This is a genomic window from Silvibacterium bohemicum, assembly GCF_001006305.1.
GTDB classification, from domain to species: Bacteria; Acidobacteriota; Terriglobia; order Terriglobales; family Acidobacteriaceae; genus Silvibacterium; species Silvibacterium bohemicum.
Window position 1 is genome coordinate 97,440 of sequence record NZ_LBHJ01000002.1, and the last position, 25,776, is coordinate 123,215.

At 59.9% G+C, this 25,776-nt stretch carries 22 protein-coding genes; 2 read left to right on the top strand and 20 right to left on the bottom strand.

Going from position 1 to position 25,776, the window contains the following annotated elements:
- Positions 1-9: 9 nt before the first annotated feature.
- The 5 genes from XX99_RS04305 to XX99_RS04325 all read right to left on the bottom strand — a co-directional run bounded on the left by XX99_RS04305 (position 10) and on the right by XX99_RS04325 (position 5,703).
- The gene (locus XX99_RS04305) at positions 10-567 is read right to left on the bottom strand and encodes a regulatory protein RecX (RefSeq protein WP_050058166.1); all 558 of its coding nucleotides are present in this window, start codon (positions 565-567) and stop codon (positions 10-12) included.
- A 4-nt stretch (positions 568-571) separates the two neighbouring features.
- The gene (locus tag XX99_RS04310; protein ID WP_184085151.1) at positions 572-988 is read right to left on the bottom strand and encodes a type II toxin-antitoxin system VapC family toxin; all 417 of its coding nucleotides are present in this window, start codon (positions 986-988) and stop codon (positions 572-574) included.
- On the bottom strand, positions 985-1,215 hold the full coding sequence (locus XX99_RS04315; RefSeq protein WP_050058168.1) for a ribbon-helix-helix protein, CopG family: 231 nt from the start codon (positions 1,213-1,215) through the stop codon (positions 985-987). The genes XX99_RS04310 and XX99_RS04315 overlap by 4 nt, the downstream gene beginning before the upstream one ends.
- Positions 1,216-1,252: 37 nt before the next feature.
- Positions 1,253-3,313: a dipeptidyl-peptidase 5 gene (locus XX99_RS04320; RefSeq protein ID WP_050058169.1), complete on the bottom strand. Its 2,061-nt coding sequence runs from the start codon at positions 3,311-3,313 to the stop codon at positions 1,253-1,255.
- 362 nt (positions 3,314-3,675) lie between these two features.
- Complete coding sequence (locus XX99_RS04325) at positions 3,676-5,703, bottom strand: sensor histidine kinase (protein ID WP_050058170.1); 2,028 nt, start codon at positions 5,701-5,703, stop codon at positions 3,676-3,678.
- A gap of 161 nt (positions 5,704-5,864) precedes the next feature.
- Between XX99_RS04325 and XX99_RS04330 the strand changes: the two genes are divergently transcribed.
- Positions 5,865-6,839: a hypothetical protein gene (locus XX99_RS04330; protein WP_184085148.1), complete on the top strand. Its 975-nt coding sequence runs from the start codon at positions 5,865-5,867 to the stop codon at positions 6,837-6,839.
- A 349-nt stretch (positions 6,840-7,188) separates the two neighbouring features.
- On the opposite strand, the gene XX99_RS04335 is transcribed toward XX99_RS04330, so the two are convergent.
- The 3 genes from XX99_RS04335 to XX99_RS04345 form a co-directional block, all read right to left on the bottom strand.
- The gene (locus XX99_RS04335) at positions 7,189-7,824 is read right to left on the bottom strand and encodes an HNH endonuclease (RefSeq protein ID WP_231581145.1); all 636 of its coding nucleotides are present in this window, start codon (positions 7,822-7,824) and stop codon (positions 7,189-7,191) included.
- Between the two features lie 71 nt (positions 7,825-7,895).
- Complete coding sequence (locus tag XX99_RS04340; protein WP_050058171.1) at positions 7,896-8,822, bottom strand: ComF family protein; 927 nt, start codon at positions 8,820-8,822, stop codon at positions 7,896-7,898.
- A gap of 146 nt (positions 8,823-8,968) precedes the next feature.
- Positions 8,969-9,886, bottom strand: a complete 918-nt coding sequence (locus XX99_RS04345) for an EamA family transporter (RefSeq protein ID WP_050058172.1) — start codon at positions 9,884-9,886, stop codon at positions 8,969-8,971.
- A 145-nt stretch (positions 9,887-10,031) separates the two neighbouring features.
- Between XX99_RS04345 and XX99_RS04350 the strand changes: the two genes are divergently transcribed.
- A complete protein-coding gene (locus tag XX99_RS04350; protein WP_050058173.1) occupies positions 10,032-12,221 on the top strand; it encodes an OPT family oligopeptide transporter in 2,190 nt (729 codons plus the stop codon).
- Positions 12,222-12,257: 36 nt separating this feature from the next.
- Here the strand turns inward: XX99_RS04350 and XX99_RS04355 are convergent, their stop codons facing one another.
- The 12 genes from XX99_RS04355 to zwf all read right to left on the bottom strand — a co-directional run bounded on the left by XX99_RS04355 (position 12,258) and on the right by zwf (position 25,655).
- Positions 12,258-12,569, bottom strand: a complete 312-nt coding sequence (locus tag XX99_RS04355; protein ID WP_050058174.1) for a type II toxin-antitoxin system RelE/ParE family toxin — start codon at positions 12,567-12,569, stop codon at positions 12,258-12,260.
- 5 nt (positions 12,570-12,574) lie between these two features.
- Positions 12,575-12,820 carry a type II toxin-antitoxin system ParD family antitoxin gene (locus XX99_RS04360; RefSeq protein WP_197081826.1) on the bottom strand — a complete coding sequence of 82 codons (246 nt, stop codon included), beginning with the start codon at positions 12,818-12,820 and terminating at the stop codon, positions 12,575-12,577.
- 63 nt (positions 12,821-12,883) lie between these two features.
- Entirely contained in the window at positions 12,884-14,317 is a 1,434-nt protein-coding gene (locus tag XX99_RS04365; protein ID WP_050058176.1) for a sodium:solute symporter family protein, read from the bottom strand.
- A 37-nt stretch (positions 14,318-14,354) separates the two neighbouring features.
- A complete protein-coding gene (locus XX99_RS26535; protein WP_231581146.1) occupies positions 14,355-14,660 on the bottom strand; it encodes a DUF167 domain-containing protein in 306 nt (101 codons plus the stop codon).
- 53 nt (positions 14,661-14,713) lie between these two features.
- Positions 14,714-15,451, bottom strand: a complete 738-nt coding sequence (locus XX99_RS04375) for a YggS family pyridoxal phosphate-dependent enzyme (protein ID WP_156185792.1) — start codon at positions 15,449-15,451, stop codon at positions 14,714-14,716.
- Positions 15,452-15,563: 112 nt separating this feature from the next.
- Positions 15,564-18,161, bottom strand: coding sequence for a M1 family metallopeptidase (locus XX99_RS04380; RefSeq protein WP_050058179.1), 2,598 nt, complete (start codon positions 18,159-18,161; stop codon positions 15,564-15,566).
- A 103-nt stretch (positions 18,162-18,264) separates the two neighbouring features.
- The gene (locus tag XX99_RS04385; RefSeq protein WP_050058180.1) at positions 18,265-19,785 is read right to left on the bottom strand and encodes a metallophosphoesterase; all 1,521 of its coding nucleotides are present in this window, start codon (positions 19,783-19,785) and stop codon (positions 18,265-18,267) included.
- A gap of 442 nt (positions 19,786-20,227) precedes the next feature.
- A complete protein-coding gene (locus XX99_RS04390; protein ID WP_050058181.1) occupies positions 20,228-21,847 on the bottom strand; it encodes a copper resistance D family protein in 1,620 nt (539 codons plus the stop codon).
- A gap of 15 nt (positions 21,848-21,862) precedes the next feature.
- Entirely contained in the window at positions 21,863-22,219 is a 357-nt protein-coding gene (locus tag XX99_RS04395) for a copper resistance CopC family protein (protein WP_050058182.1), read from the bottom strand.
- Positions 22,220-22,287: 68 nt separating this feature from the next.
- Positions 22,288-23,310: a glucokinase gene (glk, locus tag XX99_RS04400; protein WP_050058183.1), complete on the bottom strand. Its 1,023-nt coding sequence runs from the start codon at positions 23,308-23,310 to the stop codon at positions 22,288-22,290.
- Positions 23,307-24,104, bottom strand: a complete 798-nt coding sequence (gene pgl, locus XX99_RS04405; RefSeq protein WP_050058184.1) for a 6-phosphogluconolactonase — start codon at positions 24,102-24,104, stop codon at positions 23,307-23,309. Before pgl ends, glk begins: the two co-directional genes overlap by 4 nt.
- Before the next feature lie 9 nt (positions 24,105-24,113).
- Positions 24,114-25,655, bottom strand: coding sequence for a glucose-6-phosphate dehydrogenase (zwf, locus tag XX99_RS04410; protein WP_050058185.1), 1,542 nt, complete (start codon positions 25,653-25,655; stop codon positions 24,114-24,116).
- Positions 25,656-25,776: the final 121 nt, after the last annotated feature.

Here is a 25,776-nt window from a genome sequence, read left to right on the forward strand (position 1 = left end):
GAGAGGGGATTACTCGCCGTCGCCATGCGTCTCTTCTATGTTTTCGAGAGCGGCGAGTGCTTCGTCTTCGACCTTCCAGCTTTTCAGGATTTTAAAGATCACGCCGGTTGAAAATCCCGCACGAACTAGCATGCGCATCACGCGCGCTGCCTCTTTGTCGTTGGCCGGCTGCTTCACGCCTTTGCGTTCCAGGTGACGCCGCGCGAGCGCTTCTTCGTTCACATCCTGGTAGGCGGCCTCAAGCGTGGTTTTGATCAGTTCTGACTGCACGCCCTTGACGGCGAGATCCTGCTGCACGCGGCGTTTGCCCAGGCTGGCGTTCTCCTGGCGCATTCTGGTGTAGTTGGCGGCGTAGTCGGCGTCGTTAAGGTAGCCATACTCCTTGAGGCGCGCGAGTACCGCGTCGATCTTGGTTTGGCCGCTGGGCTCTCGCTCAACTTTCTGCTTCATCAGGCGCGTGAGTTCTGCGACGGTGCGCATCCTCCGCCCGAGCGCCTTGACGGCAAATTCGTGCAGGGCTGGTTCGTCGAGCGGATCGGCGTTCTTTTTTGGGCGCGCGAAGGGCATGATGCTATTTCGTGGGGATCAGCATATTGAATGGACGGTTCTTGCGCCAGCGGTAGGTGAGGAAATCGCTATCCAAGGTAAGAATGTCGCCGGTGTTGAATTCGTCGGCCATGTGGATGAGGCAAACATCAGCGAGAGAGGCAGGGACATTGCGGTACTTGTGCATCAGGCCGCCGACCACTCCTGAAGACCGGGACAAATCGAATGCAATGCGAAAAGCTCCATTCTCAACATTTGCCAGTACCGCCGCCGATGTGCCGTTCAATCGTCGAAGCAGGTAGCACGCCTCGCTGATTACCGATTCACATGTCAGCAGCGGCTGCTGAAGCGACGTGACAACATCGACGCATTCGGCGTGAAACCTCTCTCTGCGGTCGAGGAGTGCAACGATCACCCCCGCGTCCAGTAGGACAGGGGTCAACGCCCATATCCTTCCAGATGCTTCTTGTTTGAGCCTAAATCGGTGATGCCGGAATCAAATTGGCCCAGTCCCACAATCTTTTTGGGTCGGGGCTTAGCATGTTGTTCCTTCACCAGACGAATACCCTCCCGCACAATTTCCGAGGCGCTGAGGCCGAGATTCCTAACCAGCCGGTCCAAGTCCTTTCGGGTATCCTCATCCAGCCTTGCCTGCACGACGGTCTTCATATGGATATTGTAATACCAATTCGCATTTGTATTACATTTACTTCGTCCACTGGTCGACCCAGTCGTTTACGGTCTTGTACCAGAGCTGGGAGTTCTGCGGCTTCATTATCCAGTGCCCTTCGTCGGGGAAGTAGAGCATCTTCGACGGCACGCCCATGCGCTGCAGCGTGGTGAAGAGCTGGTATCCCTCCGAGACATCGAGGCGGTAGTCGAGCTGCGAGTGGACGACGAGCGTCGGCGTCTTGAAGTTTGTCTCCGCCAGCATGGGCGACCAGCGACGGTAGAGAGCGCGATTGGACCACGGCGTTCCCTTGAACTCCCACTCGTTGAACCAGAGCTCCTCGGTGGTGCCGTATGCCGACTCGGGATTGAACATGCCGTCGTGGGTCACGATGCAGCGGAAGCGCTGGCTGTGGCCAAGGATCCAGTCAGCCATGTAGCCGCCGTAGCTCGCGCCGAGCGCGCACTCACGCGACTTGTCGATGAACGGATAGTGGATCTCGGCGTAGTCGAGGCCGCGCATCAGGTCGATGTACGGCTTGCCGCCCCAGTCGCCATTCACTCCATCGACGAAGGCCTGCCCGTAGCCAACCGAGCCGCGCGGATTGATCATGACGACGACATAACCATTGGCGGCGAGAAGCTCGGCGTTCCAGCGATAGCTCCAGCTATCGCCCCACGCGCCTTCCGGACCGCCGTGAATGAGGAACTTCACCGGATATTTCTTCGACGCATCGAAGTTCGGCGGCTTGATGAGGAAACCCTGCACGCGGACGCGGCCGATCGACGGGAACCAGAAGGACTCCATCTTAGGCAGGTCGAGCTGGCTCAAGAGGGCATCGTTCAGATGCGTGAGCGGCTGCCCGGCAAGAATGCTATGCCCGGCCGCGACGAAGGTGGGTTCTACGGGAGCCGATTTGGCACGCACGTTGACGGTGTCGACGAACTTCAGAATCTTTTCCGTGTCGAGAGCCTCAATTTCCGACGGCGTGCGCACGGTCATCTTCGATGCGATGATTCGCTTGCCATCGGGTGTCACATGCAAGTCGCCGTACTCGCCTTCTTCGGTGAGCTCGCCCAAATCTTTTCCATCGAGATTGACGGAAAAGACCGGCTCGCGTCCCGCATCACCGGCAGAGAAATAAATCTTCGTCGCATCTGGCCCCCACGCAATCTCATCGATCCAGCGATCGAAATTCGGGAGTAGCTCCTTGATCTGTTTCGAAGAGCGGTCGTAAATCACGAGGCGGAAGCGGTCGCTCTCATATCCCCCACGCGCCTGCGAGCGCCATGCGAGGTATTTGCCGTCGGGCGAATATGCCGGAGAGTGGTCGCCACCCGCAGCGGTCGAAATCTTCACCGGTTTCGCATTGGGATCGTCGAGACGCAGCGTGAAGATGTCGGAGTTGGTGCTGATGGCCGGAACGGGATCGAGATTCTCCTCGAAGGCGATCTCTTTGCTGTCTGGGGAGAAGGCGTAACCGTCGGGACCGCCGAGCGAGAAGGGCGGCACGTCATGCACATTGCCCGGAGTCAGATCGCGCGGAGTTCCACCGTCGGCGCTTATCAAAAACAGATGGCTGCGTTTGTCGCCGGTAAAGGCAGTCCAGTGCCGGTAGAGCAGATGGGTGAAGACCTGCGCTTTCACTTTCGATTGCGCCTTCTCTTCCTCGCGGCTTCGATTGCAGCTGTCGTCGCTGCAGTCGGGATAGACGGAGGAGGCGAAGAGAATCTGCTTGCTGTCCGGCGACCAGGTCGCGCCATCGGCTTCGGTGCTCAGCGAGGTGAGCTTGCTTGCTCTGCCCAGCGTACCTTGCTCCGCCTCGAAGTCGGCGAGCCAGATCTGCTGACCGCCTTCGCGGGTGCTCTCGAAGAGAACGCGCTTTCCATCGGGAGCGAAGCGGCCGCGGCTCTCACCGGCCGACCACGCCAGCAGCGCGTGGGACTCGCCGCCCGTAGATGGCACGATCCAGAGATGCGAGGCTCTCGTGTTCTTGGTCAGATCCACATCGGTGGCGGAATACATGACCCAGCGGCCATCGGGAGAGACGGCGATATCGCCGAGGCGGCGCATCTTCATCATGTCATCAAAGGTCATGGGCCGATGCGCACCGGTCTGAGCAAGGCCGGCTGTGCACGCTCCAGTGGCTATACACACTCCGACGAGAAGATATCTCGCGTGTTCTCGTATTCTGTCTTTCGCTTTCAACATGGTTTGTCCGGTGCCGCGCGATGGCGGGTGTCGTCCTCTGCGCCCTATGGTACTCAAGGGCTGCAGCGTTGCGGAAAATACTCGCGGTGGTTGGGTAAATCCGAATGCGGGCAGACGTCTCTCAGGGGCTGAAGCTCTCTTGCTATGCGCCATTTATGGCATGACTGAAGTCATGCCCTGGTACGAAGCTAATGCTGAGACGGAACCATTCCGGATACGAAGCCAAAGTTGACACGAGCAAATCAGTTCTATGCGGGCAGCGGAGAGGAGGGCGGTGCTACGCCATTTTGCGATCTTTCGATCGGGAGATCGACGACGACGGCGGCTCCGCAGGGGTGCAGATTCGACGCGCTCATGTCGCCGCCCTGTTCACGAATGATGGAGTAGCAGAGGCTGAGAGCCAGGCCTGGAGCCTCGCCCGGCGGCTTCACGGTAAAGAACGGATCGAAGATCTTATCGGGATTCGAAAAGCCGGGACCGCTGTTCGAAATTACGATTTGCAGGCGATCGTCGGTTCGCTTCGCTTCCAGGCGAATCCTCTTTTCGAGCTCGGCCTGCGTTTCGTCGGTGGAGGAAGAGGCGTTATCCAGGATCTGCAAAAGGACCTGGCGCATCTGGTCGCTATTGGCGTGAATGCGCGGCAGCTCCGCCGAGAACACTACGTCGAAGCGAATCTTTCTGCGCTCGTATTCTCCCCGGCGCATGGACTCCACCTCGGCGAGCAGCTCGGGCACGGCAATCGATGAGACGGGACTGGGGGACGGCTTCCAGAAGCGCGCCAGGCTCTCGATGATCTGCTTCATCCGGTGCGATTCGCTGCGGATGATGGAGGCGTCGCGGCGAATTCTCTCTTCGCTCGATATCTCCTGGATCAGCTCGGCATAGCCCATCACCACGGTGAGTGGATTGTTCAACTCATGGGCGACACCACCGGCAAGCTGCCCGATGCCGGCCAGCTTTTCCGACCGCGTTACTCGCCTCAGCAGAAGTCCATTTTCGCGGGCGGCGGCGACTCGGGCCACCAGGAGCTCCAGCGGGAGCAGATCTTCAGGAAGCAGCGATTCTTCGTCCTTCAGCGCAGCCAGCATCAGGATTCCCTGCAGTGCGCCAGTGCGGGCGGCGATGGGAATGACTGAAACGTCGGTGAAATTCTGTAGTTCCAGTTCATCGCCGGTCTGGATCCAGCGCCGGAGATCCACCCTCCGGATATTTGCAGTTCCCACATCGCGGAATTTCGAACGGGGGCGATCCAATTCCTCGATGGGCAGGTGAATAGAAAAGGAATCGAGCGCAGCCGCCAGTGCTGCGTTGATCCCACAGCTGGCAGCCACGCGCAGGTGGTGTTCGACATCCAGCAGAAGAATGACGGCCTGCCGGTAAGGAGACGCCGCCGAGATGGCGTGGCAGACATCTTTGTAATGGATGCCGAAGTCGTGATGGGGCTCGACGGAGAGATCAAGCTTGGAGTATTCCTCCATTTCGGCGCGGGCGCGGCGGTCGCGTTTCTGGGCGGCCTCATTCTCCCGGGCCTCGTCTTCGAGAACCAGCACGATCATGCCCACGGCGGTCATGACCTTCATGAGATTGAGAATGCGGAGCGCCGGAACCCAGATTGGGTCGTCCCCTGAAGCAAAAAAGCCAAGAAGAAGGGGCAGGCTCCAGATAAGAAATCCGGATGCGGTGAAGATGACGCCGGGGCTCATGCGGCGGTAAGCCGCAAGCACCAGCAGGGCGGTCACGACGCTGACTCCGCTGTGCGTCAGCCGGAGGAGCATCTCATTACTGTCGATGTAAGCAAGGTACAGGCAGGGAAAGCCGATCAGTATGGGCCATGTGACTGTGAACCAGATGGGCAGCAGATGACGGCGCCGGCCCCAGTCGAGAGCGATGGCAATGGCGGCGACGACCGCCAGCAAATTCAGAAAATGCAAGAAGCCGGAGGGGGCGGGATCAAGGCCAGTCGAGATGGCGAAGAACAGAAGTGGAATGGAAAAAGGGATGACGTAGGGAATTTTGATGCGGTTGCCGAAGGTAACCGGCGAAAGCGCGCCGAGAAACATGATCGCGGCCATCATTCTCGCAGACTCGGCAGCTACCCGTCCGGCGATATTGTGTTCGGGAATTGTTGTGAGAATTGCGAGTCGGGCCGTGACCAGGGTCCAGCCAATGAGCCAAAGCAGACGGCGCTGAGTTCGGGACCGCGCATAGAGGGCCGCAAACACGGCCACCAGCAGGCCGAGCAGCACCAAAGTCGGGACCCGATAGTAATCTTCCATAGAATCGGGAAAGCTCAAGTGTACTGCAGGAGTGATTACGAGAGTGCTATCGATCGTTTGTCTTTAACTTAAGTCGGTTATGCCGATGACCTGAGTCGCTCGGCGCGGCTTTTTCTTCCTCCTTGCGTCTATGAACTAAGATATGACTCGAGGAGTCTCGCGTGCCTTCCTTCCATTCCCTCCGCGTGCGAATACCGAAAGCCATTCTTTCGGTCAGCATCTCTGGACTTCTTTTCGCGATCTGCACATTTCCGGCGCGCGCCCAGGTCTCGTATACCTCGATGCCTCTCGATCAGGGATTCGGAGCGCTTGATACTTCCGCGCCGCCGGTCCCTGCCCAACAGATTATTGACCAGTTCACCGCTAAGGAAAGTCTTTTTCGCCAGGCGATGGCGAATTATACCTACGAGCGCAGCGTGAAAGTAGAGACTATCAACGACGACGGAAAAGTCGATGGTCAATATTTCCAGGTCACCGATATCTCTTTCGATCCTGAAGGCAAACGTTTCGAGCATGTGGTTCTCGCGCCTGCCAGCAGCCTGGAGCGCATTCAGATGAGCCCGGCTGATTTTCAGGACATCGAGCAGCGCCTGCCCTTCGTGCTTACCAAAGAGGATGTTGGGCAATATGTGCTGAGTTATGTCGGCAAGCAGGATGTCGACGAGGTAGGCACGTATGTTTTCGATGTGCGCCCCAAGGTGATTGAAAAGAACAAGCGCTATTTTCAGGGGCGCCTCTGGGTGGATCAGCACGACATGCAGATCGTCGTGACCAACGGGAAAAATGTTCCGGACGATACGCGCAAAGGACACGAAGATCTTTCCCCTCCCTTTACGACTTACCGCCAGCAGATCGACGGCAAATACTGGTTTCCGGTCTACACCAAGGGCGACGGCATTCTGCACTTCTCCGCGCAAAACGGAGCTCTCAGCGAAGATGTCCACATCCGCGAAACGCTGAAGTACACCAATTACAAGCGCTTCAGCTCGACGATCCGCGTGCTCTTTCAGGGGCAGGATATCAGCAATGGCAATGGCGGAACCGATCAGCAGCCTGCACAGCAAGCACCGGCCCAGGCAGCTCCAGTTCAGGCGCCCCCAACTCAAGCTCCTCCGCAGCAGGCGAAGCCGCAGTAAGGGATACTCCCGGCAGGTGCGCCTGCATTGATCGGCATTGCCATAAGACCACTGTTCGGCCGTCTGCTGCCAGGGTGCAACCTGCATGAAGCGGGCGAGGGCTGCGTGGTTCCTATCGATCCAATGAGCCTGCCTCTCACGACGGAGCGGTGAGGACGAAAGCCATCGCACTGAGACGGTTTCAATAATCCAGGATGATTTTGCCTCAGCCATGCAGAAATGCAAGCTGATCGCCAAGCGATTCGGAGACCGTTCTCATAGCAAGAACACTTGTACTCGTTATGAGAACGGGGGGCGTAACATGCTTTGGAAATAGCGGCTGACCGCACTAAGACCGCATGGCACCAACTCAGTAGTAGAGGTACTTCCGCCATTTCTGGTCGGAGTGGCCGATCATGCGCATGATGTGGCGGCTCGTATGCAGCGAGAACGGCCGCGGCTCGCGCAGCAGCTTCATGTCATGCAGCTCGTGGAGCAGCTGATTGCCCTTGCGCCGGTTGCAGGAGTGGCAGCAGGCGACCAGATTCTCCCATGTGGAAAGACCGCCGCGAGAGCGGGGCTGGACGTGATCCAGCGTGAGCTCGGAAGAGTGCAGCACGATGGCGCAGTACTGGCAGGTGTTGCGGTCGCGCAGCAGGATGTTCTTGCGCGAAAGGGCGCGGGTCTGGTGCGGAATGCGCCGGTATTCGAGCAGGCGGATCACCGAGGGCATGGGCATGCGCACGCGAGCCGCGTGCAGAACGGCTCCCTGCTCCTCTTCTGTGCGGGCTACGCCTTTGAGGACCAGCACCAGGGCGCGGCGCGCGCCGCAGATGTTGATCGGCTCGTACGAGGCGTTGAGAACGAGCACCGGGGTCTGCATGGCGGGGCGGGAGCGCGGTTCCGCTGTCTCGGCTTCCTCGGCGCGCGAATCATAAGACCCGCGGCTCTCATGCGACAACGTGTGGCATTTGGCGAGCGATTTTTGCTTGCGAGCATGAATCATAGCTTTTCCGAGCGACATCCTCTCCCCCGTTTTTCCGGATTCTGTTTTCCAGACTTCCGGCGTTGCTTCCGCTACTGCACCGTGCTATTCCACCGAGCGACATCCCGGCTCATCTCCTGCGGCGATTCCCGGCCGGCGAACTCATAGCGAATCTTTGCCTCGTGACGCTGCGCTCTGGCCACGGTGGCGACCCAGATCTTTGCCGCTCCGGCACGCTTCAGCGCCGAGGAGCATGCCCGCGCGGTCGCGCCGGTGGTGTAAATGTCGTCGATGAGAAGCACATCCCGCCCGTGTATCGTCTCGGCATCGGAGACAAAAAAAGCGCCGCGCAGATTGCGACGGCGCTCAGACAGGCTCAGGCCTGCCTGGCTTTGGGTTGCACGACTTCTCTGCAGGACTCTTGCGGCCAGCCGCCCTCCCCAGCCGGGCTTGCGTTGGCGCATGGCGCGGATCGCCGCGCGGGCCAGAAGTTCGGATTGATTAAAGCCGCGCTGTTTCTCCCGCTCGCGGAAGAGCGGTACAGGCACAACGACAGGCGCAACAGGCAGATCGGGATGACACGCCAGTTCCGCTGCGATGACCTTGCCCAGCTGCGCGGCGATCGGCTCCAGGCTGTCGTATTTGAGCAGGTGAAGCAGAGGACGCATGCTTCCGCTGTAAGGGCCGCAGGCCACCGCGCGGGCAAACGCGGGCGGCGCCATCCGGCAGGGGCGGCACTGGGTTTCTTCTACAGCCGGTGTCGCCTCGCCGAAATCGCAGATGCCGAGGCTCTCTCCGCAGCGTGAGCAGAGCGGACGGGCTTGTTCGGGAATACTTTTCCAGCAGGAGGCGCAGACAGGAACGCGAGAGTATCCGCAGAGGGGTTCGCCGCAGACCTGGCAGTCGGCGGGAAAAAGAACTGAGGTGACACTATGCAAAAGATTGTGAGCAGGCTGGGTACTTCGCAGCACGCGAACCACTGCTCGCCAGGCGTTGGTCTGGCTTTGGGGAAGATCCATCGTCAGCCGGTCATTTTGACTGCTGAAGGCGCACCTCGCTCCCGACGGGGTTCACAAGCTGTGGAAAACCCGCCGTTGCCTGTGAGTATACGACGATTGGCTGCGCACTTCCAGTTGCGACTGGGGTGGCGGAGGGAGTACGGGCCCTAATTGGTTGACGTTATGGGAACCGGAGGCAGCGATGTTTTGCCGGTCAGCGTGGCGAAAACTCCGGCCAGGACCAGCACCGACCCGAGAACCTGGAGTAAGGTCAGGTGTTCGTTGCCCAGCCACGCTCCCAGCGCAAGAGCTACGACGGGATTCACATACGCGTAGCTCGCAACGCGTCCCATGGGCTCGTGGCCGAGCAGCCAGACGTAGGCGGTGAACGCGAGTAGGGATGCCGCCAGAATGAGATAGGCCATGGCGACGATGACGCGTGGGCTCCAGTGCGCAAAGGCGGCGGGCAGGCGATGTCCTTCGCGAGTGACTGAGGCGAGGAGAAAGAGCAGAAAGCCGCCGGTCGCCATCTGCCAGCCGGCGCTGGTTACGCGCGAAGCAGGCAGGACGAGCCTGCGGGACAATAACGTTCCACCCGACCAGCAAAAACTTCCGACGAGGGCGATGACCATAGCGAAGGCGGAGCCGACCTGGCCTGCACGTGTCGATTGCCAGGTGAGGATGACCACCCCGAGAAAGCCCAGCGCGATCCCCGCCAGCGATTTCGCGGTAATCCTCTGCGTGCGCAGCAGAAAGACTTCGCCGGCGAAGATCCAGACGGGAATAGTCGCGGAGATCACCGAAGCAATGCCCGAGGAGATGCGCTGCTCGGCCCAGAAAAGGCAGGCATACTCGCAGGCGAACATGATGAGGCCGAGAAGCGCCGCGCCCAGCCACTGCCGGCGGGTGATGGAGCCGAGCCCCCTGAGCTGCGCGTAGGTGAGGAGGATGAGCCCGGCGAGAAAGAAGCGAATCGCGGCCGCGGAAAAGGGCGGCGTAACGGAAACCACTTCGCGGATGCCCAAAAAAGATCCACCCCAGAGAATGTAGATAGCGAAGTAGGCGAGAATCCGGCGGGCTTGCATCTCCCGAGAATATCGCAGGGTAAAAGCTGTTCGTGGTCTACCGTTCCGGACGGCTTCTGTCGAGATTGGCTGCGCTGTTACACTCACCCTTCGCCCTGAGGACCGGACGCGTCCGCAGGAATCGTTCGCTCTTCGGAGGCACTGTTTGGCTAGTCTGCAAGATTTTCAGCCCTTTGTTCCCGCCGCTGAATCCCGGCGTGAGTTCACCGTGCGCGCGGTCCTGCTGGGCTGCCTCTTCGGAGTGCTCTTCGGCGCGGTCACCGTCTATGTAGGTCTTCGCGCCGGGCTGACGGTGGCGGCGTCGATTCCCATCTCCGTGCTCTCGATCAGCGTGCTGCGGGCGCTGGGGCGCGCCTCGATCCTCGAAAACAATATCGTCCAGACCACGGGCAACGCCGGGCAGTCGATCGCCGCGGGTGTCATCTTTACGCTGCCCGCGCTGATCTTCCTGGGCTTCGATCTGGAATACTCGCGCATCTTCATTCTGGCGCTGCTGGGCGGATGGCTCGGCGTGCTGTTCATGATTCCGCTGCGGCGGCAGTTGATCGTCGAAGAGCATGAGAACCTCACTTATCCGGAAGGCACAGCCTGCGCCGATGTGCTGATCGCCGGCGAGCGCGGAGGCTCTTTCGCAAGCAGAGTCTTCTTCGGGCTGGGCATCGGCGCGGTCTACACACTCTTCCAGAATGAAAACCTGCTCGGCGCATGGCCGGGAACGCCGAATTATGAGCCGAAGTGGTTGCCTGGCTCAGCGTTGCGCGCGGAGGCGACTCCGGAATATCTCGGCGTGGGCTACATCATCGGACCGCGCGTTGCCGGAGTGCTCTTCGCGGGGGGCGTCTTCAGCTGGTTTGTGTTGATGCCGGCAATTCACTTCTTCGGAGCGCATTTCGCCAGCCCGATCTATCCGGGCACGGTTCCAATTGCGCAGATGACGCCCAGCGATCTGTGGCGAACCTACGTGCGTCCCATGGGCGCAGGTGCGGTTGCTGCATCCGGTCTTATCACCCTGCTCAAGACACTGCCGACGATCTTCGGCGCGCTGGCTGCGGGCGTAAAGACCATCGGCAAGAATGTTTCGACATCGGCAACGAAGCGGACCGAGCACGATCTGCCCATGGGAATTGTGCTGGGCGGCAGCGTGCTGCTGGTGCTGCTGATGTTCCTCTTCCTCACCTTCAAGCCGGTGCCCGGCGCGCAGGTGGGATGGCTCGCGAACCTGGCCGCATCATTGCTGGTGGTGGTCTTCGGATTTCTATTTGTAACTGTGTCCTCGAGAATTGTCGGGCTCATCGGAAGCTCGGCGAATCCGATCTCGGGTATGACCATCGCCACGCTGATGGCGACCGCGGCGATCTTTCTCGTGAAGGGCTGGACCGCTCCCGCCTTCGGAGCGCTGGCCATCACCATCGGCGGAGTGGTCTGCATCGCGGCCGCCAATGCCGGCGATACATCGCAGGATTTAAAGACAGGGTTTCTGGTCGGCGCGACTCCGTGGAAGCAGCAGATCGCGGTGATGGTCGGCGTTGCTGTCTCCGTCTTCTCCATCGGGCTAACGCTGAACGCGATGAACAAAGGATTGGAGGAGTTCACTCCGATGAAAGCGCCTATCGCCTACGATCTGAGTGCTCCGATCAGCGGCGTACAGGTGCAGCAGCAGCATTTCACGCGGCAGCGCTTCATGCTCACCCATCCTGATAGGTCCACGACCTTTGTGGACGGCGGTAAGTATGTGCTGCTCAATGCGCTCGGCTCTTCCACTCTCGCCGACGGAAAATATCTCTACAACCCGTCCACGGGCAAGATCGAGATTCAATGGTCGCAGGGCATCGGCAGCGAGAAGGCCGCAGCGCCGCAAGGCCGGCTGATGGCCACGGTGATCAACGGCATTCTCACGCGCAAACTGCCGTGGGGGCTGGTGCTGCTTGGAGTCTTCCTGGTGATCGCGGTCGAACTGCTCGGCGTGCGATCGCTGTCCTTCGCCGTGGGCGCGTATCTGTCCATTGGAACCACGCTGGCCATCTTCTGCGGAGGCATCATGCGCTGGATGGTCGACCGTGCAGTCGCCAAAGCCGGTGGCGATGCGTCGGAGACGGAGAGCGAAGTCTCTCCCGGATCGCTCTATGCCAGTGGACTGATTGCAGCCGGAGGCATCATGGGCCTGCTCGGCGTGGCGCTGAAGCTTTACGACGCGGCCAGCGGACACGAGGTGCGTCTATGGTTCGCTGCGGGCTCGGCTCCGTATGAGCTGCTTTATCGCCAGCCGCTTTCGGTGGTGATGTTCGCGCTCCTGGCGTTTTCACTTTATTACTTTGCGCGGAAGCCGCTGAAGTAAGGATCGAAGAGCCGTGGGCTTCGCAGAACCGTAGGTTCAGCCAAATATTTCGGAAATATCGAGAGCCGAGTGTAAAACCCGCACAACATCGATGTGCGCAGCTTCGAGACGATAGAAGATCAGCCAGCGCTCAAAATCTTTCACAGGCCAGCGCCGGAAATCGTGAAGTTCTGCGCGCTGGAAGTGACAGGGTGCGCCCATGCGCGGCATTTTCTCGAGCGCATGCATGCTCGCCATCACCGCATCCAGGAATCTCTCGGCCAGATCGCCCCCGCCCTGCGTCTCCAGATACTCAATCGTCTCTGAAATATCCTGCCACGCAGAAGGACGGAATCGCGCCGGATGCATGATAGCTAGACGGCCTTCTTTGCGCGCGTACGAAGCCTCCGGCGCAAACCGTCCCACATGTCAGGATTAAGCTCCACAGGCTCGCCGGAATGCAGTCCTTCCAGCAGCTTCAGCTCGATTTTTTCCCTCTCGTGATTCTTCTGTTCCGCACGAACCAGCTCGCGCACATATTCCGAAGCACTCGAATACTTGCCCGAACTCACCTGCTCTTCCACGAAATTTTTGAGTACGTCGGGCAGAGAAATGTTCATGGTTGGCATAGCAGTCTCCGTTGAACTTCCAAAGATGATGGCATAAATTGCCAAATTTTGCCATCAGTTGCCGAACTGCGCCAGCTGCTCCGGTCTCGGCGGTTTGGTGAGCAGGCTCACTCCGATCAGGCACAATAGCGCCGCCAGCAGCGCCGGCAGGATCGCGTCGCGTTCGGCAATCATAGCCGGCAAATGTTGATGGACGAACGCGCTGTCCCAGAAGACGGTGACGAACGTCCCGGCGGCGATGGCGCTGACCGCTCCTGCGGCGTTGGCTCTGCGCCAGTAGAAAGCGGCGAGGATGACCGGGGTGAGCGCGGCGGAGTAGATGGTGTAAGCATACAGAGCCTTCTGCAGCACCGATTCGGTGCCCAGCGCCTGATAGAGCGCCCAGATGCCGAGCAGCACGACCATCAAGCGCGAAACGATCAGGATGCGTTTGTTCGACGCGTTGGGTGCGATGTAGCGCACGAAGACGTCTTCGATCAGATTGGTTGCCGGTGAGAAGAGATAGTTGTTCGCGGTGGAGATGACCTTGGCGAAGATGGCTCCCATGAGCAGTGCGCCGAGCAATGCGGGCATGCCGTGGAGCGCGCTGTAGGCGAGGATTTCGCGCGGATGCTGCGCGACCTCTCCGGTGGGAAAGAGCGCCGATCCCACCACTGCCAGTGCGACGATGACGCTCTCCAGGACGACCGTTCCGATGATCCATCCGACCACGGCCACGCGTGCATCGCGCTCGGATTTGGCGGAGAAGAATTTCTGATACATCGACTGATTGCCGAGCATGAGTAGGCACGTAGGCAGAAAGAGCTCCATGGCCTGAACGAAGGAAAAGTCACCCAGCACGTGGAAGTGAGACGCAGGCAGCGTATGCGTCACCGCGCTCCATCCGCCGGCGGCGTGGGTTAGCACCGGAAGCGCGATGAGCATGGTGAAGGTGGCGAGCAGGCCGATGACGACATCCATATACGCCACTGAGGACATGCCCGCGATGGCTGTGAGGAGAATCACGAAAACGGCGAGGATGTATTTGCCCAGCGTGGCGCTGATGACCGCGGGAAACAGCAGGTGCAGGATGTCTCCCCCGCCGATGAGCTGGTAGCTGGTGATCGCCGTATAGGCGAAGAGCACGGCGATGACGCCGAGCACGCGCGCCACCTGGTTATAGCGCGCCTCGAGAAGATCGGGGATGGTGAACTGCGCGAAGCGGCGGGCGCGCGGCGCGATGAAGTAAATCAGCAGCAGCCCGGCCCATCCTCCTCCGCCCTGCCAGAGCGCGGCGAAGCCATGCCGATAGGCGTTTTCTGCGCCGGCCAGCAGAGATCCCGAGCCTATCCACGACGAGAGCAGCGTGAAGACCAGCACGAAGGCGGGAAGCGAGCGCCCGGCGACGAGGAAATCGGCCTTGGTCTTGACGGTGCGCGCGCGCGTGAGTGAAACGGCGAGGAGGACAACAACGATCACGCCCAGGACGACTGCGTAGAGTGGTGACATTCGACTCCCAAAATCTGCGGATGACAGAAAAGAAAGTCTACATGGAATGACAACAGAGCCGCAGACGCAAGACGAGATGTTCTTCGAGCGCATGTCTTACTTGCTCGGCGCTTCGCCCTCGGATGCGGATTCGTTTGTTCTTCGACCGCTCTCCAGTCGTGATGGCTACATCTGCGCGGCTGACATCGAGGATGCCGGCAAGGTAAGCGATCAGGGCTTCATTGGCGCGTCCATCGACGGGAGGCGAGGCCAGCGCGATCTTGAGGACCATATTCGCTCCCTCGCCCATGGTTCCGGTGATCGCCGTTCTGCCAGCTCGCGGAGCGACACGAACGGCAAACACCGCGCCGTCGCGGCCGTCTAAATCGTGGCTATCCTGAATCGCGAGCGCAAGGCTCAGGCGCGAACCTCCCGTTTACCGAAGAGCGCAGTGCCGATGCGGATCAGGGTCGAGCCTTCTTCGATGCCGGTCTCGAAGTCGCCGGACATGCCCATAGAAAGCTCAGAGAGATTGAGCCCGGTATGTCTGTGAGCGAGCGCATCGCGCAGTTCGCGCAATTGCCGGAAGCATTGGCGTGCGGTCTCGAGGTTGTCGTCGAGCGGAGGCACAGTCATCAGTCCGCGGATTTTGAGGTGAGCCCAATCGGAAGCGTGATCGAGAAGCTCGCGCAGCTCTTCGCCTTCGGGATCAAGGCCGGTTTTGGATTCTTCCGCGCTGAGTTTGATTTCGAGAAGAGCTGAAAGCTTGCTGTTCTGACGCATCGCGGCCTCGTTGAGGCGCTCGGCGAGGCGGATCGAGTCGACGGTGTCTACGGCCGAAAATATCTGCGCGGCTTTGGCTGCCTTATTCGACTGCAGATGGCCGATGAGATGAACCTCGATGCCGGTTTCGCTCGCCGCTGCTCGAATGCCGATACCGGAGGCGGTCAATTCCGTACTCTTGCGTTCGAACTCCTGCACGCGATTTTCCCCGAAGAGCGTGATTCCGGCTTGCGCCGCTTCGACGATGGCGCTCGCGGGATGGGTCTTCGACACCGCCATGAGGCGAACTTCACCGCGCGGGCGTCCCGCGCGCTTGCAGGCAGCGTCGATCTGGTCTTCCACGACTGCCAATCGTTCACGAAAGTTGGTCACAACTTCTATCTTAGAGCGCGCAAATGTTCTTCGAGCGGTGCAATAAGTAGTGGAGGCAAAAAAGAACGGGCGAGGAGAATCCCCGCCCGCTGGTGAATGTTTCGTCGCTTGGCTATTGTCCGGCGATCCACTGCTTCAGCTTCGGCCCTTGCGAGGCGCGCAGCTCGATGCAGTCGTTCATCTGGTCCTTCGCGCGCGACAAGGCGCGTTCTGCGGCGTGGACCTTATGCGTGGAGTAGAAGTCGATGATTTCATCGCGCCTCTCAGCGGAACAGAAACTGCTCGTACCGCTGACCACGGTCGCGCCCGACCACTTGGTCACCTGTGCGCTCACCTGGTCCCAGTTCTGCTGAATGAGCTGCCACGCGAGCTCGCGGGTTTGCGGACCGCGCAGCATGGCGACCAACAGATATGGGGAGTCCTGGTTCCGCACCTTCCCGGAGATGGTATAGGCAAAGGCCCGCCGCTCGAGCGCTGGGTCCTGGAAAGCCGCGAGCAGGTTCAGCGCCCTTTCCTGGAGCTCCGGGTTTGGAGAGGTCTCTGCGATCGTCTGAAGCTGGTCGAAGAAGGCAGAGTCGCCGTTGGCTGCGGCGATAGATAGCGCGGGCTGAGCGAGCGTTGCATCCACGGAGCTCTGGTCTGCAAGATATCTGGCTGAGATGATTTTCGCTTCCGCGATCACATCCGGATCTTTGCCGATGTTGCCAACCGATCTGAAAAGGGTTGCGCGCAGTTCGCGCTTCTCAGGGGAGTCGGCGGCCGATGGCGCGCCGAGGCGATCCAACGCAGGCTTGAAGTTGGTGCGCACCCATGCGGCAAGCGCTTGTCGTTCCTCCTGAGTGTCTGCGATCTGGTTGCTGATGGAGCCCACGCTGGTCAGCGCTGTTTCGACGACCGCGGAGCTATCGTCGCTCTTTACAGCGGATGCCAGCTGCAGGAACGACGCGACCGATGCTTTGTCCGCGCGCACCTGAGCCCACTGATCTCCAAGCAGGGAGATGCGCTCTTCCGGAGTGAGACCGTCTTCTACATGCGCCACCAGCTTGGTGTAGACATCTTCGGAATAACTGCTGCGGTAGTAGCCCTTGCCTCTGGCGTTGGCGAAGAGAAAGGGCGCTTGCGGCGTCTTGATCGAACCCTCGGCGACAGAGAAGACTTCGCAGTCGGCGCCGTTGGCGTCTGCTTTAAAGCACACCGGCACCGCCCATGCCTGCGCACCCTGCGCCTTCATGCTGGGGCTCAGGTAGAAGCGCTGCTGGCTGGCGGAGACGCTGCCTGGCTGCGGATTCTCGAAGTGCAGAATCGGCTCGCCAGGCTCAGCGACAAAGCTTTCCATAATCTTGTCGATCGGCTTGTGACTTACTTCGGTCTGCGCGTTCCAGAAGTCCTCAGCGGTGGCATTCCCGTACATGTGCGCGCTCAGATAGTTGTGCACACCCTTGCGGAAGGTCTCCTCGCCTTCGTAATTCTCGACCATCAGCAGCATGGCTCCGGCTTTGCCGTAGGTGATGCCGTCGAACATCTCGTTGATCTCATCCGGCGTATTGGCTTCGGCGCGAATGGTGCGGGTGGTGTGCTGCGCATCGAGATTCAGCGTGTTGTTGAGGTCAGTAGCGACATCCTCGGGAATGTTCCACTCCGGATGCCAGGCCGCAACTGGACGATTCTCCATCCACGTTGCGAAGCCTTCATTGAGCCAGAGATTGTTCCACCACTGCATGGTGACCATGTCGCCGAACCACTGATGAGCCATTTCATGGGCAACTACTATGCCGACAGTTTTCTTGGCGCCGAGAGATGCGGTCTTTTCGTCGGTGAGCAGATCAGTCTCGCGATAGGTGATGGCTCCGAAGTTCTCCATCGCACCGGCTTCGAAGTCGGGCAGGGCGATCATGTCGAGCTTGGGCATCGGATACTTGATCCCGAAGTAGGTGTCGTAATAGTGCAGCACGAATTCAGCCGCGGAGAGAGCGAACTTCGTGTACTGCACCTTGTCCGGCGTAGCGCAGGCGCGGATAGGCGTGCCATCGCTCGATCCCGAGGTGCACTGGAAGTCGCCGACCAGGAAGGCGACGAGATAGGTCGACATCTTCGGTGTGGTCGCGAAGCGAATGGCATGCTCACCGATCACCGGCCCCGGCGTATCGGAGACGATGTTGGTATTCGAGATGGCCGTGTCGCCCTTGTCCACGATGAGCGTGACGTCGAAGGTTGCCTTGAAGGCGGGTTCATCGAAGGAGGGGAAGGCGCGCCGTGCGTCGGTAGCTTCGAATTGCGTGACGGCATAGTTGCGCTTCGCCGTTTTGGAGAGATAGAAGCCGCGAAGCTGATCGTTGAGGATGCCGGTGTAGGCGATGGTGAGGGTAAGACGTCCGGCAGGCAGCGTGCGATTGAAGTTGAAGGTGGCCTGCTCCTTGGCCGCGTCTTCCGTTACATCCGCTTTGACTTCTTTGCCGTTCAGCTCTGTCGTCACGCTCTGGAATTTGATCTCTGCTGAGTTGAGCGTGATCGAGTCGGAAGGCTGATCGAGCAGCACGTCGATCTTTTCGCTGCCAGTGAAGGTCGCGTCCTTCAAATTGGGAGCGAGCGTCAGACGATAGTGCTCGGGATGGACCGACTGTGGAAGCCGTTGAGCGTAACTGGAAAGCGACAAGGTGGCCAGAGCGGCGAAGAGAGCGCCCCGAAAGAGAGGGGCGGGAGAAACGGACATGGAGTGCCTCAGGATTAAGATCGGCGGGACGCCCTCATCGACTTTGGCGTCTCGACACCGTCTTTAACATACCTCAAGCTCAGCTCGTCTGGCCCGGCTGCACTTACTTCGAGCCGGAGCAGGCACAGGCTGCGAAGCCTTTCGCCGAGTTATGTTCGACGGCGCACACATACAAAGGCCACGCCGACCTCAACATAGCCGTGGCTTTCAATGTACCTGCCGGACCGCCGCTGGGGCCGCTAACGAAGTAATTATGCACATAGGCCTGGCTGGCCGCGCTCTTCGCTTCGAGATCGGCATTGAACTCGTCGATCAGCGCCTGGACCGAAGCCGGTGAGAAATCCGGCTGGTGATACGTGTCTGAGTATGTGTATTCCTTCGACCATGTGGTCGCGATGCCGGTCTGGTTGGAGGCTGCGAACACTGCATAGTCCCGCACGGTCGCAGTCGCGGGATCGATGCTGGCCACGGTGAAGGCGGGATTGTTTCCATTCACCGGCGAGATCGAAGGCACGAGCTTGACGGCAATGCTTGGGCCGGACTTCGCTGCGGGATCTTCGGCTTTCAGGAGGCGCATCTCGTCCATGTGGGTATGGCCAAGCAGGACGAATCGCACCACATCGGCGTAGTCAAGCAGAATGTCTGCCATCTTCTCTGAGGAAAGAAACATCACGGGTGCGTCGCCGCCGCAAACGTTTCTCATGTGAATGAAGGTCGAATAGAGGTCGACGCCGGGCGGGATGTGCGCCATGACCCAGACCTTTTGATGATTGTTCCGAGCATCGGCAAGCTGCTTTTCAAGCCATGTGAGTTGGGAGGTAACAGCCGCTTGGTCCGCGCTTCCCGAGCATGAGGCATAGCGGCTGGAGAGAAAGATGTTATTCAGCGCAATGAGCCGCGTGTTGAGCATCGGCGCCGCCATGGGGACGCTGTAGTATCCGCCGTTCTCGTAGTCGGCTGCGGTCTTTGCCGATTCGGGAGATGTAGGTTGAGCAGCGAGGATCGCCTTCTCTGTGCCAGCCAGAAAGCCGCCGTGCGCGTCCATGCGATAGTCGCCGCATCCACTGTCATTGTTGCCGAGGGCCACGTAAACCGGCACTCCGGGGAACGAACTCTGCACGCGGCCCACGAGATAGTTCACCGTCTTCTCGGAAAACAGCTCGTAGTCCGCCTGCGACTTGCCGGGAAAGATCGTCTTATATCGGCAATCAAAGGAGTGGGCGAGCAGATCGCCGCTTACGGTGATGAAACCGGCGTGGGGTTCCTTCTCACGCATGGCCTGCAGGCTCGATTGAAGCAGCGGATAAGGTGTATCGACGCCTCGCGCCTGGCAGGACTGCTGCAACGCTGCGAAGGCTTTGGCTTGATCGGCGGAAGGGGGCGCGGCAAGGATGCTCTCCCATTCACCTATTGGAGCAGCGGCTAGCCGCTGAGCTTTGGCTGGATCGTGAAAGGGATCGAAATGAAAATCGCTGAGCAGCAGGGCGGAGACGTCCTTCCCGGGCTTCTCCTGCTGCGCGGCCCTCTGGGCAGCGGCGCGGTCGTGCGGAGCGATGAGGGCAGCGGGCAGCAGGGCGAGTGCAAAAGCATTACGCAGGATTTTCCAATATCGATTCGAGATCATCTTCTGTTTCCTTCTTGCGCGCTTCCTGCCCATGCTATCGCGCAATTGCGGTAAGCGTGGCGGGGCTTCCGCGGGAGGGGCTTTCTAGCCAAACAGCCGGGGAGGTGTTTTATTCTCCTGGATCGACTTTGAGTTCCGTCGAGAATGCGTCAATTCACCAGACATCTTCAGAAGATGCGAAACACAAAGACGCGAAGCCCACAAGCAGAAACCTCCGTGCTCTCCGTGACCTCTGTGGTGAATGCCCTTTGGCATCATGCACCATCGGTCTCTCCCCCAAAAAACTGCTGGTCCATGCGAAAGCGCAGCCGCCTGGATGGCCAATCCTTCTATGCATCGCTAAATGCACCCCTCAGTGGCCTTAGCGTTAAAACTTCTTTCAAAAAACAGCACACCACAGAGAACACAAAGGACACAGAGATTTTCCCGCGCTAAGCAATCTCTAAGACTCGCGGTAATCCATCAGCACCAGGCCGACCAGCGCCAGGCATATCGGCCAGATTTGATTCAGAGCGGCTGCAAGCCTGAAATTTTCGCGTTCGGGGAGGCGCAGCTGCAGCCAGCGAGCCCATCCTGCGGTCAATCCGAGAAGCGCGATGAGCGCATGGCTCATCTCGACGAGCGTTTCTTCCTTCATCTCGCCGAGAGAATGGGAGTGGGTCATCAGAAATGCGCCGCCCAGCGCGCAGAGTCCGGGGAAGACCATGGCCGCGATGCGGTTTTGCAGGCGGCCGGTGGCGACGGCCCACTCGAAGAGCGCGAAGGCAGTGATGAGCACGGTGAAGATGCGATGCTCCAGCACTTCGGCCTCGGCAAAGCTTCCCCAGAACGAGCGCGGGCCAAGCGGCCACGCGTCAGCATCGGCGCGCAGCAGGATGAAGATGGCGAGGCCGATAAACAGCAGCGGCCAGTTGCGAAACCAGTTGAGGGGCCAGCGCCGCTGCAGCAGGCTGGCGCATGCGGCGAAGATGCCCGCGGCCAGCACAATGATGCCCGCCCAATGGTGGTTGTACTCCGACCACGCTTGGTCCATTGCGTCGTTAGGCGAGCCCCCGGTGAAGGACGTGCTCTCCAACTGATTGGCGAGTGGAACCCGCTGCGTGAGCTGGGCAAAGCTTGGAGTGGTCAAGCTAGGCATTTGCCAGGCGAGGCGATGGGCGACCTCGTGCGCGGTGAGCATCTGCTGCATGTCGGCCGCAGGCGATTGCGCGGTCAACGAGGCGCCCACCAGAATTGCGGTGAAACCCAGGCCGATCTCGACTTCATTGAAGCGGCGTAGACGAGTGAGCAGTCGCTTGGTATCGGTGCGCGTTTTCTTGAGCAGAAAAAAATTGCCCGCGCCGAGAGAAAGAATGAGCAGCAGAAGATAAACCTTGGCCAGCACCAGCATGCCGTAGGAGCTTCCGTAGAGTCCGCTCCACGAGCCGACGTAGAACCATGCCATCCCGAGGCCCGCGAGTACGAGCACGGCCACGCTCACCAGTGCGACATTCGAAAAGCGGCGGACCAGCGCATGCAGTCGTTGCGTGTCTGAAGAGCGGCGCATGGTGACGAGCAGGAAGGGCATGGCGCCGATCCATGCGGCAGAGCCAAGGTGATGGCCGGCCGTGAAGAGCACCAGCAGAAGACGATGATCGAGCCGGGAAGCAGCATGGCTCAGAGCTACGGAGCCGGCGAGGATGGCGAGCGCGAGTATCGGCGCCAGAGGTTGGGAGATATGGGATTTGAAGCGCAGCAGAACAAATAGCAGCAGAGAGGCCACAACGATGACGGCGTCGGCGAGGAAGAAGTCGGCGGTCACGACTTCATGAAACGAGAGAGCCGAGCCGGTCATCAACGTGACGGTGCTCTCGGCGGCGGACAGAATCTGCGCAATGGCCAGCGCGAGTGCCATCCACGCACAGAAGCCGCTCGCAGCCTTGCGTGCGTGCTCTTCCGCCGTGGGCGGGGTTGCGACAAGCAGCAGAAAGAGCACGCCGCCTACGGTGAGCGCTTCAAGTGAAAGCGTGAGCGCGCGCAGCAGGACGGAGAGCAGCTCGAAGTCCTGTGTCAGCCAGATCACGTCGGCCTCACCGGACTACTGCACTTTGAAGGGAATTTCGCCGCGCGAAATGTGCCCGTCGGCAGCTACCGCCTGCCAGCGCAGGCTATAAGTGCCGGGCTCCAGTTCGATCCGGGCGGCCAGCTCCTCAGGTGCAGATTGTTTCATCAGCGACAGAACCTGGTTCCCGCCGTTGGGAAGCACCAGGATGAGGCGCGAGCGCGTTCCATCGACGCGGGAGTTGAATTTGAGATCGACGGCTACGCCGGGGCCGTGCACGGTTCCGTGGATGGAGGGAGTGGAAGCTACCAGCAGGGCATGGGCCAAGGCCAGCGGGGATGCGGCAAAAAGCGATACAAGTCCGAGCGAAATACCAACAAAAAGCTTCTTCATCTCTTCACTTCTTCCTTACTTCCTGCTGTCGCCCGCACGGAGCGAGCGACAGCAAGGTCGTACTACTGCTAAAGCGATGCCGCTCGTGCCGATGCGCCGCTCAGCTCGGCGGCGCGTGCTTCCGCGTAAGCAGCCGCGCCAAGCAGGGCAGCCCGGCTTTCGAGAACGATGCGCACCGGGGTGTGGATCAACAAATCGCTGAGGCGGCCTTTGTCGGTGAAGGCCTTCATGAATGTGCCATCCTGCATGGTCTTCAGGATCTTTGGCGCGATGCCGCCTCCGAGATACATTCCGCCAGCGGCGAGAATCTTCAGCGCCATGTTGCCGCATTCGGCTCCGTAGGCTCCGGCGAAAATATCGAGGGTGCGTGTGCACAACTCGACCTCACGCGATTCACCCAGTTCGCCGATGACGGCATTCGGATCCTCGTGCTGCATGCGCTCTTTGAGCCACTCCGGCTCTTCCAGCCTCTTTTCATCGCGCAGGAAGGCGTAGATGTTTTTCAGTCCGATGCCTGAAACCACGCGCTCGAAGCTGACCCGGCCGCCCAGAGATTTTTGGAGATAGCGCAGAAGCTCGATTTCGGTCTCGTTGCGGGCGGCGAAGTCGCAGTGCCCGCCTTCCGAGGCCATGGGCTTGTGCGTCTTGCCATTCCAGATCAGCAGAGCCTCGCCCAGACCGGTTCCGGCAGAGACTAATCCCCGATTGCCCACGGCGGATGGGTCGCCCGCGCTCAATTCGAAGATCTGATCCGCGGAGAGCTCTGCGATTCCATAGCCATTGGCTTCGAGATCGTTAATGAGGAAGAGATGCTCGATGCCGAGAGCGATGGAGAGCTGGCGGCTATCGAGAATCCAAGGCAGATTGGTGAGCTTGAGACGCCCGCCGCGCACCGGGCCGGGCACGCCGAAGCATGCCGCCGTGACTTCCGGCTTGCTGCTCCCTTCGAGAAAGGTTCTGACAATCTCTTCCAGGCCGGCATGCTCCTGTGCGGGAAACTTCTCGTCGCGGACATGGCTGAGCTGTCCGCGATTGAAGTCATAGAGCGCCAGATGAACCTTGGTGCCGCCGACATCTCCAGCCAGAATCATCGCGTGATCTCCAGGGTGCCGCGGCCGTTTGCATCGGGCGCAGGCAGCAGCGATGCAGCGTCGCGATCGAGCAGCAGGAGCAGCTTGCCGTTCTTCGGCTGAATGAGCTGCGAAGGCAATGTTTCGGGATCGTACGGCCCCAGCAGAACGCGATCCAGCGGATCGGCTTTATCCTTGCCGCCGATCAGGAAGAAAACTTCATGCGCTTCCACGATCACCGGCCAGGTGAGCGTGATGCGCCAGGTATCTTTCTGTGGGACATGGTTGGCGACTGCGATGCGTCCCAGCTCGTGGATGGCGGCGGTGTGGGGAAAGATCGACGCGGTATGCCCGTCGTCGCCCATGCCCAGCGCCAGGACATCGAAGCGTGGCGCTTCTGCGCCTTCGAGGCGGAACTGGCTACGAATTTTTGTTTCATAACGCGCTGCCGCAAGCTCAGGCTCCAGCTCGCCTTCGATGCGGAAGACGTGCTCGGGCTTGATGGGCGCCTTCTCGAGCAGCGATTCGCGCGTCATGCGGTAGTTGCTGTCCTTATCGTCGGGCGGAACATTGCGCTCGTCGACAAAGTAGATTTCAAGCTGCTCCCACGGCATCGCTTTGAGAAAGCGCTCCGCGGGATTGGCCAGCAGTTCAAAGGTGCGCTTGGGCGTGTTGCCTCCGGAGAAGGCTAAACGCGCCTTGCCGCGGCTGTTCACCGCGGCCTGCGCCGCTTCAAGGAAGTGCTCGGCGGCCGCTCTGCTCAGTGCATCCGCCCCATCGTAGACCCGGTATTCGACCTGCGTTGTTTTCGCCATCTTCCTCGCCTAAATCTTGTGCCATTGGCGGCCGTCGCGACCGAGAAGGTCATGCGCCGCCTTCGGACCCCAGGAACCGCTCTCGTAATTGGGGAAGTCCTTGACCTCGGTTGCCGCCCAGTTATTCAGGACCGGCGTATACAGCTCCCATGTCGCTTCCACGCCATCGCGGTGCGCAAACAAGGTTGCATCGCCGAGCATGGCATCGAGCAACAGGCGCTCGTAGCCATTCGCCGAGTTGCTGCCGAAGGCATTCGCGTAGTTGAAGTCCATGATTACCGGGCACACCGTCATATCGGGATTCGGAACCTTGGCTCCGAAGCGCAGGGAGATTCCTTCATCCGGTTGGATGCGCATGGTGATGAGGTTGGGTTGGATCTCGGCGCATGGACCCTGGGAGACGCGATCGAAGAGCAGCATAGGCGGCTGCTTGAACTGCACGGTGATCTCGGTGGCTCGCTTCTGCAGCCGCTTGCCGGCGCGCAGATAGAACGGAACTCCGGCCCAGCGCCAGTTCTCGATTTCGAGCTTCACTGCGGCAAAGGTTTCGGTCTGCGACTTGGCATCGACGCGTTCTTCTTCGCGATAGCCCTTCACCTGCTTGCCGCTGATGGTTCCGGGGCCGTACTGGCCGCGAACCGTATTCTCAGGACGGATGGGCTTGATGGCGCGCCAGACCTTGACCTTTTCATGCCGCACTGCTTCAGCGTCGAAGGAGACGGGCGGCTCCATGCAGACGAACGAGAGCAGCTCCATCATGTGGTTCTGCAGCACGTCGCGCAGAGCGCCGGCTTTTTCGTAGAACGGGCCGCGGCCTTCGATGCCGATGCTTTCCGCCGCCGTGATCTGTACGTGATCGACGTAGTTACGATTCCAGATGGGCTCGAAGATGCCGTTGGCAAAGCGGAAGACGAGGACGTTCTGCACCGTCTCCTTGCCCAGGTAATGATCGATGCGGAAGGTCTGGTCTTCATGGAAGACCTTGTTCACGTCGTCGTTCAGCTCGCGAGCGCTGGCCAGGTCGTGGCCGAAGGGCTTCTCGATGATGACCCGGACCTTACCCTTTTCGGGATGCGCCATGCCCTGCTCGCCGAGGCGATGGATGATGTCAGAGAAGTATTCCGGCGCGACGGCAAGGTAGAAGAGCCGGTTGCCCTTGGTGCCGAACTCCGTGTCGTACTTATCGAGCAGGGCTTTCAGCTTCTGGTAGCCGCCGTCATCGTCGAAGTTCATCGCGTGATAGCTGACCTTGCCCATGAAGTCGTCGAGCTTGTCCGCGCCTTCCTTTACGCCGCCGAATTCGAGGATGCCGCTCTTCATGTCCTTGGCGAAGCCATCGCCCAGATCGCGGCGGGCAACGCCCACAATGCGCAGCTGCTCGGGCAGAAGGCCGGCCTGTTCAAGATGGAAGAGCGCGGGCAGCAGCTTGCGCTTGGTGAGGTCGCCGGACGCGCCGAAGATTACAACCACACCTGGCTCCGGGATACGCTCGTTTTTCTTTGTGGCTTGCGCCATGTCTTCCGGAGAGATTTTTACTTCCGTCGTCGCCATGAATCCTCCTGCTTTCGGGTTCGTCCCAAAGCTCTACTCTTTGATTATCGCGTGGCCGCCAGGACTCAAACGTTCCACCCTCTTGCCAAGTCCGATAGGTCGCAACTTCGTTGCGATTGCT

What these genes read in the sequence shown, in the direction of transcription:
- XX99_RS04305 (WP_050058166.1), bottom strand. Translation starts at nt 567, where the DNA reads ATGCCCTTCGCGCGCCCAAAAAAGAACGCCGATCCGCTCGACGAACCA.
- XX99_RS04315 (WP_050058168.1), bottom strand. Translation starts at nt 1,215, where the DNA reads ATGAAGACCGTCGTGCAGGCAAGGCTGGATGAGGATACCCGAAAGGAC.
- XX99_RS04320 (WP_050058169.1), bottom strand. Translation starts at nt 3,313, where the DNA reads ATGACCTTTGATGACATGATGAAGATGCGCCGCCTCGGCGATATCGCC.
- XX99_RS04325 (WP_050058170.1), bottom strand. Translation starts at nt 5,703, where the DNA reads ATGGAAGATTACTATCGGGTCCCGACTTTGGTGCTGCTCGGCCTGCTG.
- XX99_RS04335 (WP_231581145.1), bottom strand. Translation starts at nt 7,824, where the DNA reads ATGATTCATGCTCGCAAGCAAAAATCGCTCGCCAAATGCCACACGTTG.
- XX99_RS04340 (WP_050058171.1), bottom strand. Translation starts at nt 8,822, where the DNA reads ATGGATCTTCCCCAAAGCCAGACCAACGCCTGGCGAGCAGTGGTTCGC.
- XX99_RS04345 (WP_050058172.1), bottom strand. Translation starts at nt 9,886, where the DNA reads ATGCAAGCCCGCCGGATTCTCGCCTACTTCGCTATCTACATTCTCTGG.
- XX99_RS04355 (WP_050058174.1), bottom strand. Translation starts at nt 12,569, where the DNA reads ATGCATCCGGCGCGATTCCGTCCTTCTGCGTGGCAGGATATTTCAGAG.
- XX99_RS04360 (WP_197081826.1), bottom strand. Translation starts at nt 12,820, where the DNA reads ATGAACATTTCTCTGCCCGACGTACTCAAAAATTTCGTGGAAGAGCAG.
- XX99_RS04365 (WP_050058176.1), bottom strand. Translation starts at nt 14,317, where the DNA reads ATGTCACCACTCTACGCAGTCGTCCTGGGCGTGATCGTTGTTGTCCTC.
- XX99_RS04380 (WP_050058179.1), bottom strand. Translation starts at nt 18,161, where the DNA reads ATGTCCGTTTCTCCCGCCCCTCTCTTTCGGGGCGCTCTCTTCGCCGCT.
- XX99_RS04385 (WP_050058180.1), bottom strand. Translation starts at nt 19,785, where the DNA reads ATGATCTCGAATCGATATTGGAAAATCCTGCGTAATGCTTTTGCACTC.
- XX99_RS04395 (WP_050058182.1), bottom strand. Translation starts at nt 22,219, where the DNA reads ATGAAGAAGCTTTTTGTTGGTATTTCGCTCGGACTTGTATCGCTTTTT.
- glk (WP_050058183.1), bottom strand. Translation starts at nt 23,310, where the DNA reads ATGATTCTGGCTGGAGATGTCGGCGGCACCAAGGTTCATCTGGCGCTC.
- pgl (WP_050058184.1), bottom strand. Translation starts at nt 24,104, where the DNA reads ATGGCGAAAACAACGCAGGTCGAATACCGGGTCTACGATGGGGCGGAT.
- zwf (WP_050058185.1), bottom strand. Translation starts at nt 25,655, where the DNA reads ATGGCGACGACGGAAGTAAAAATCTCTCCGGAAGACATGGCGCAAGCC.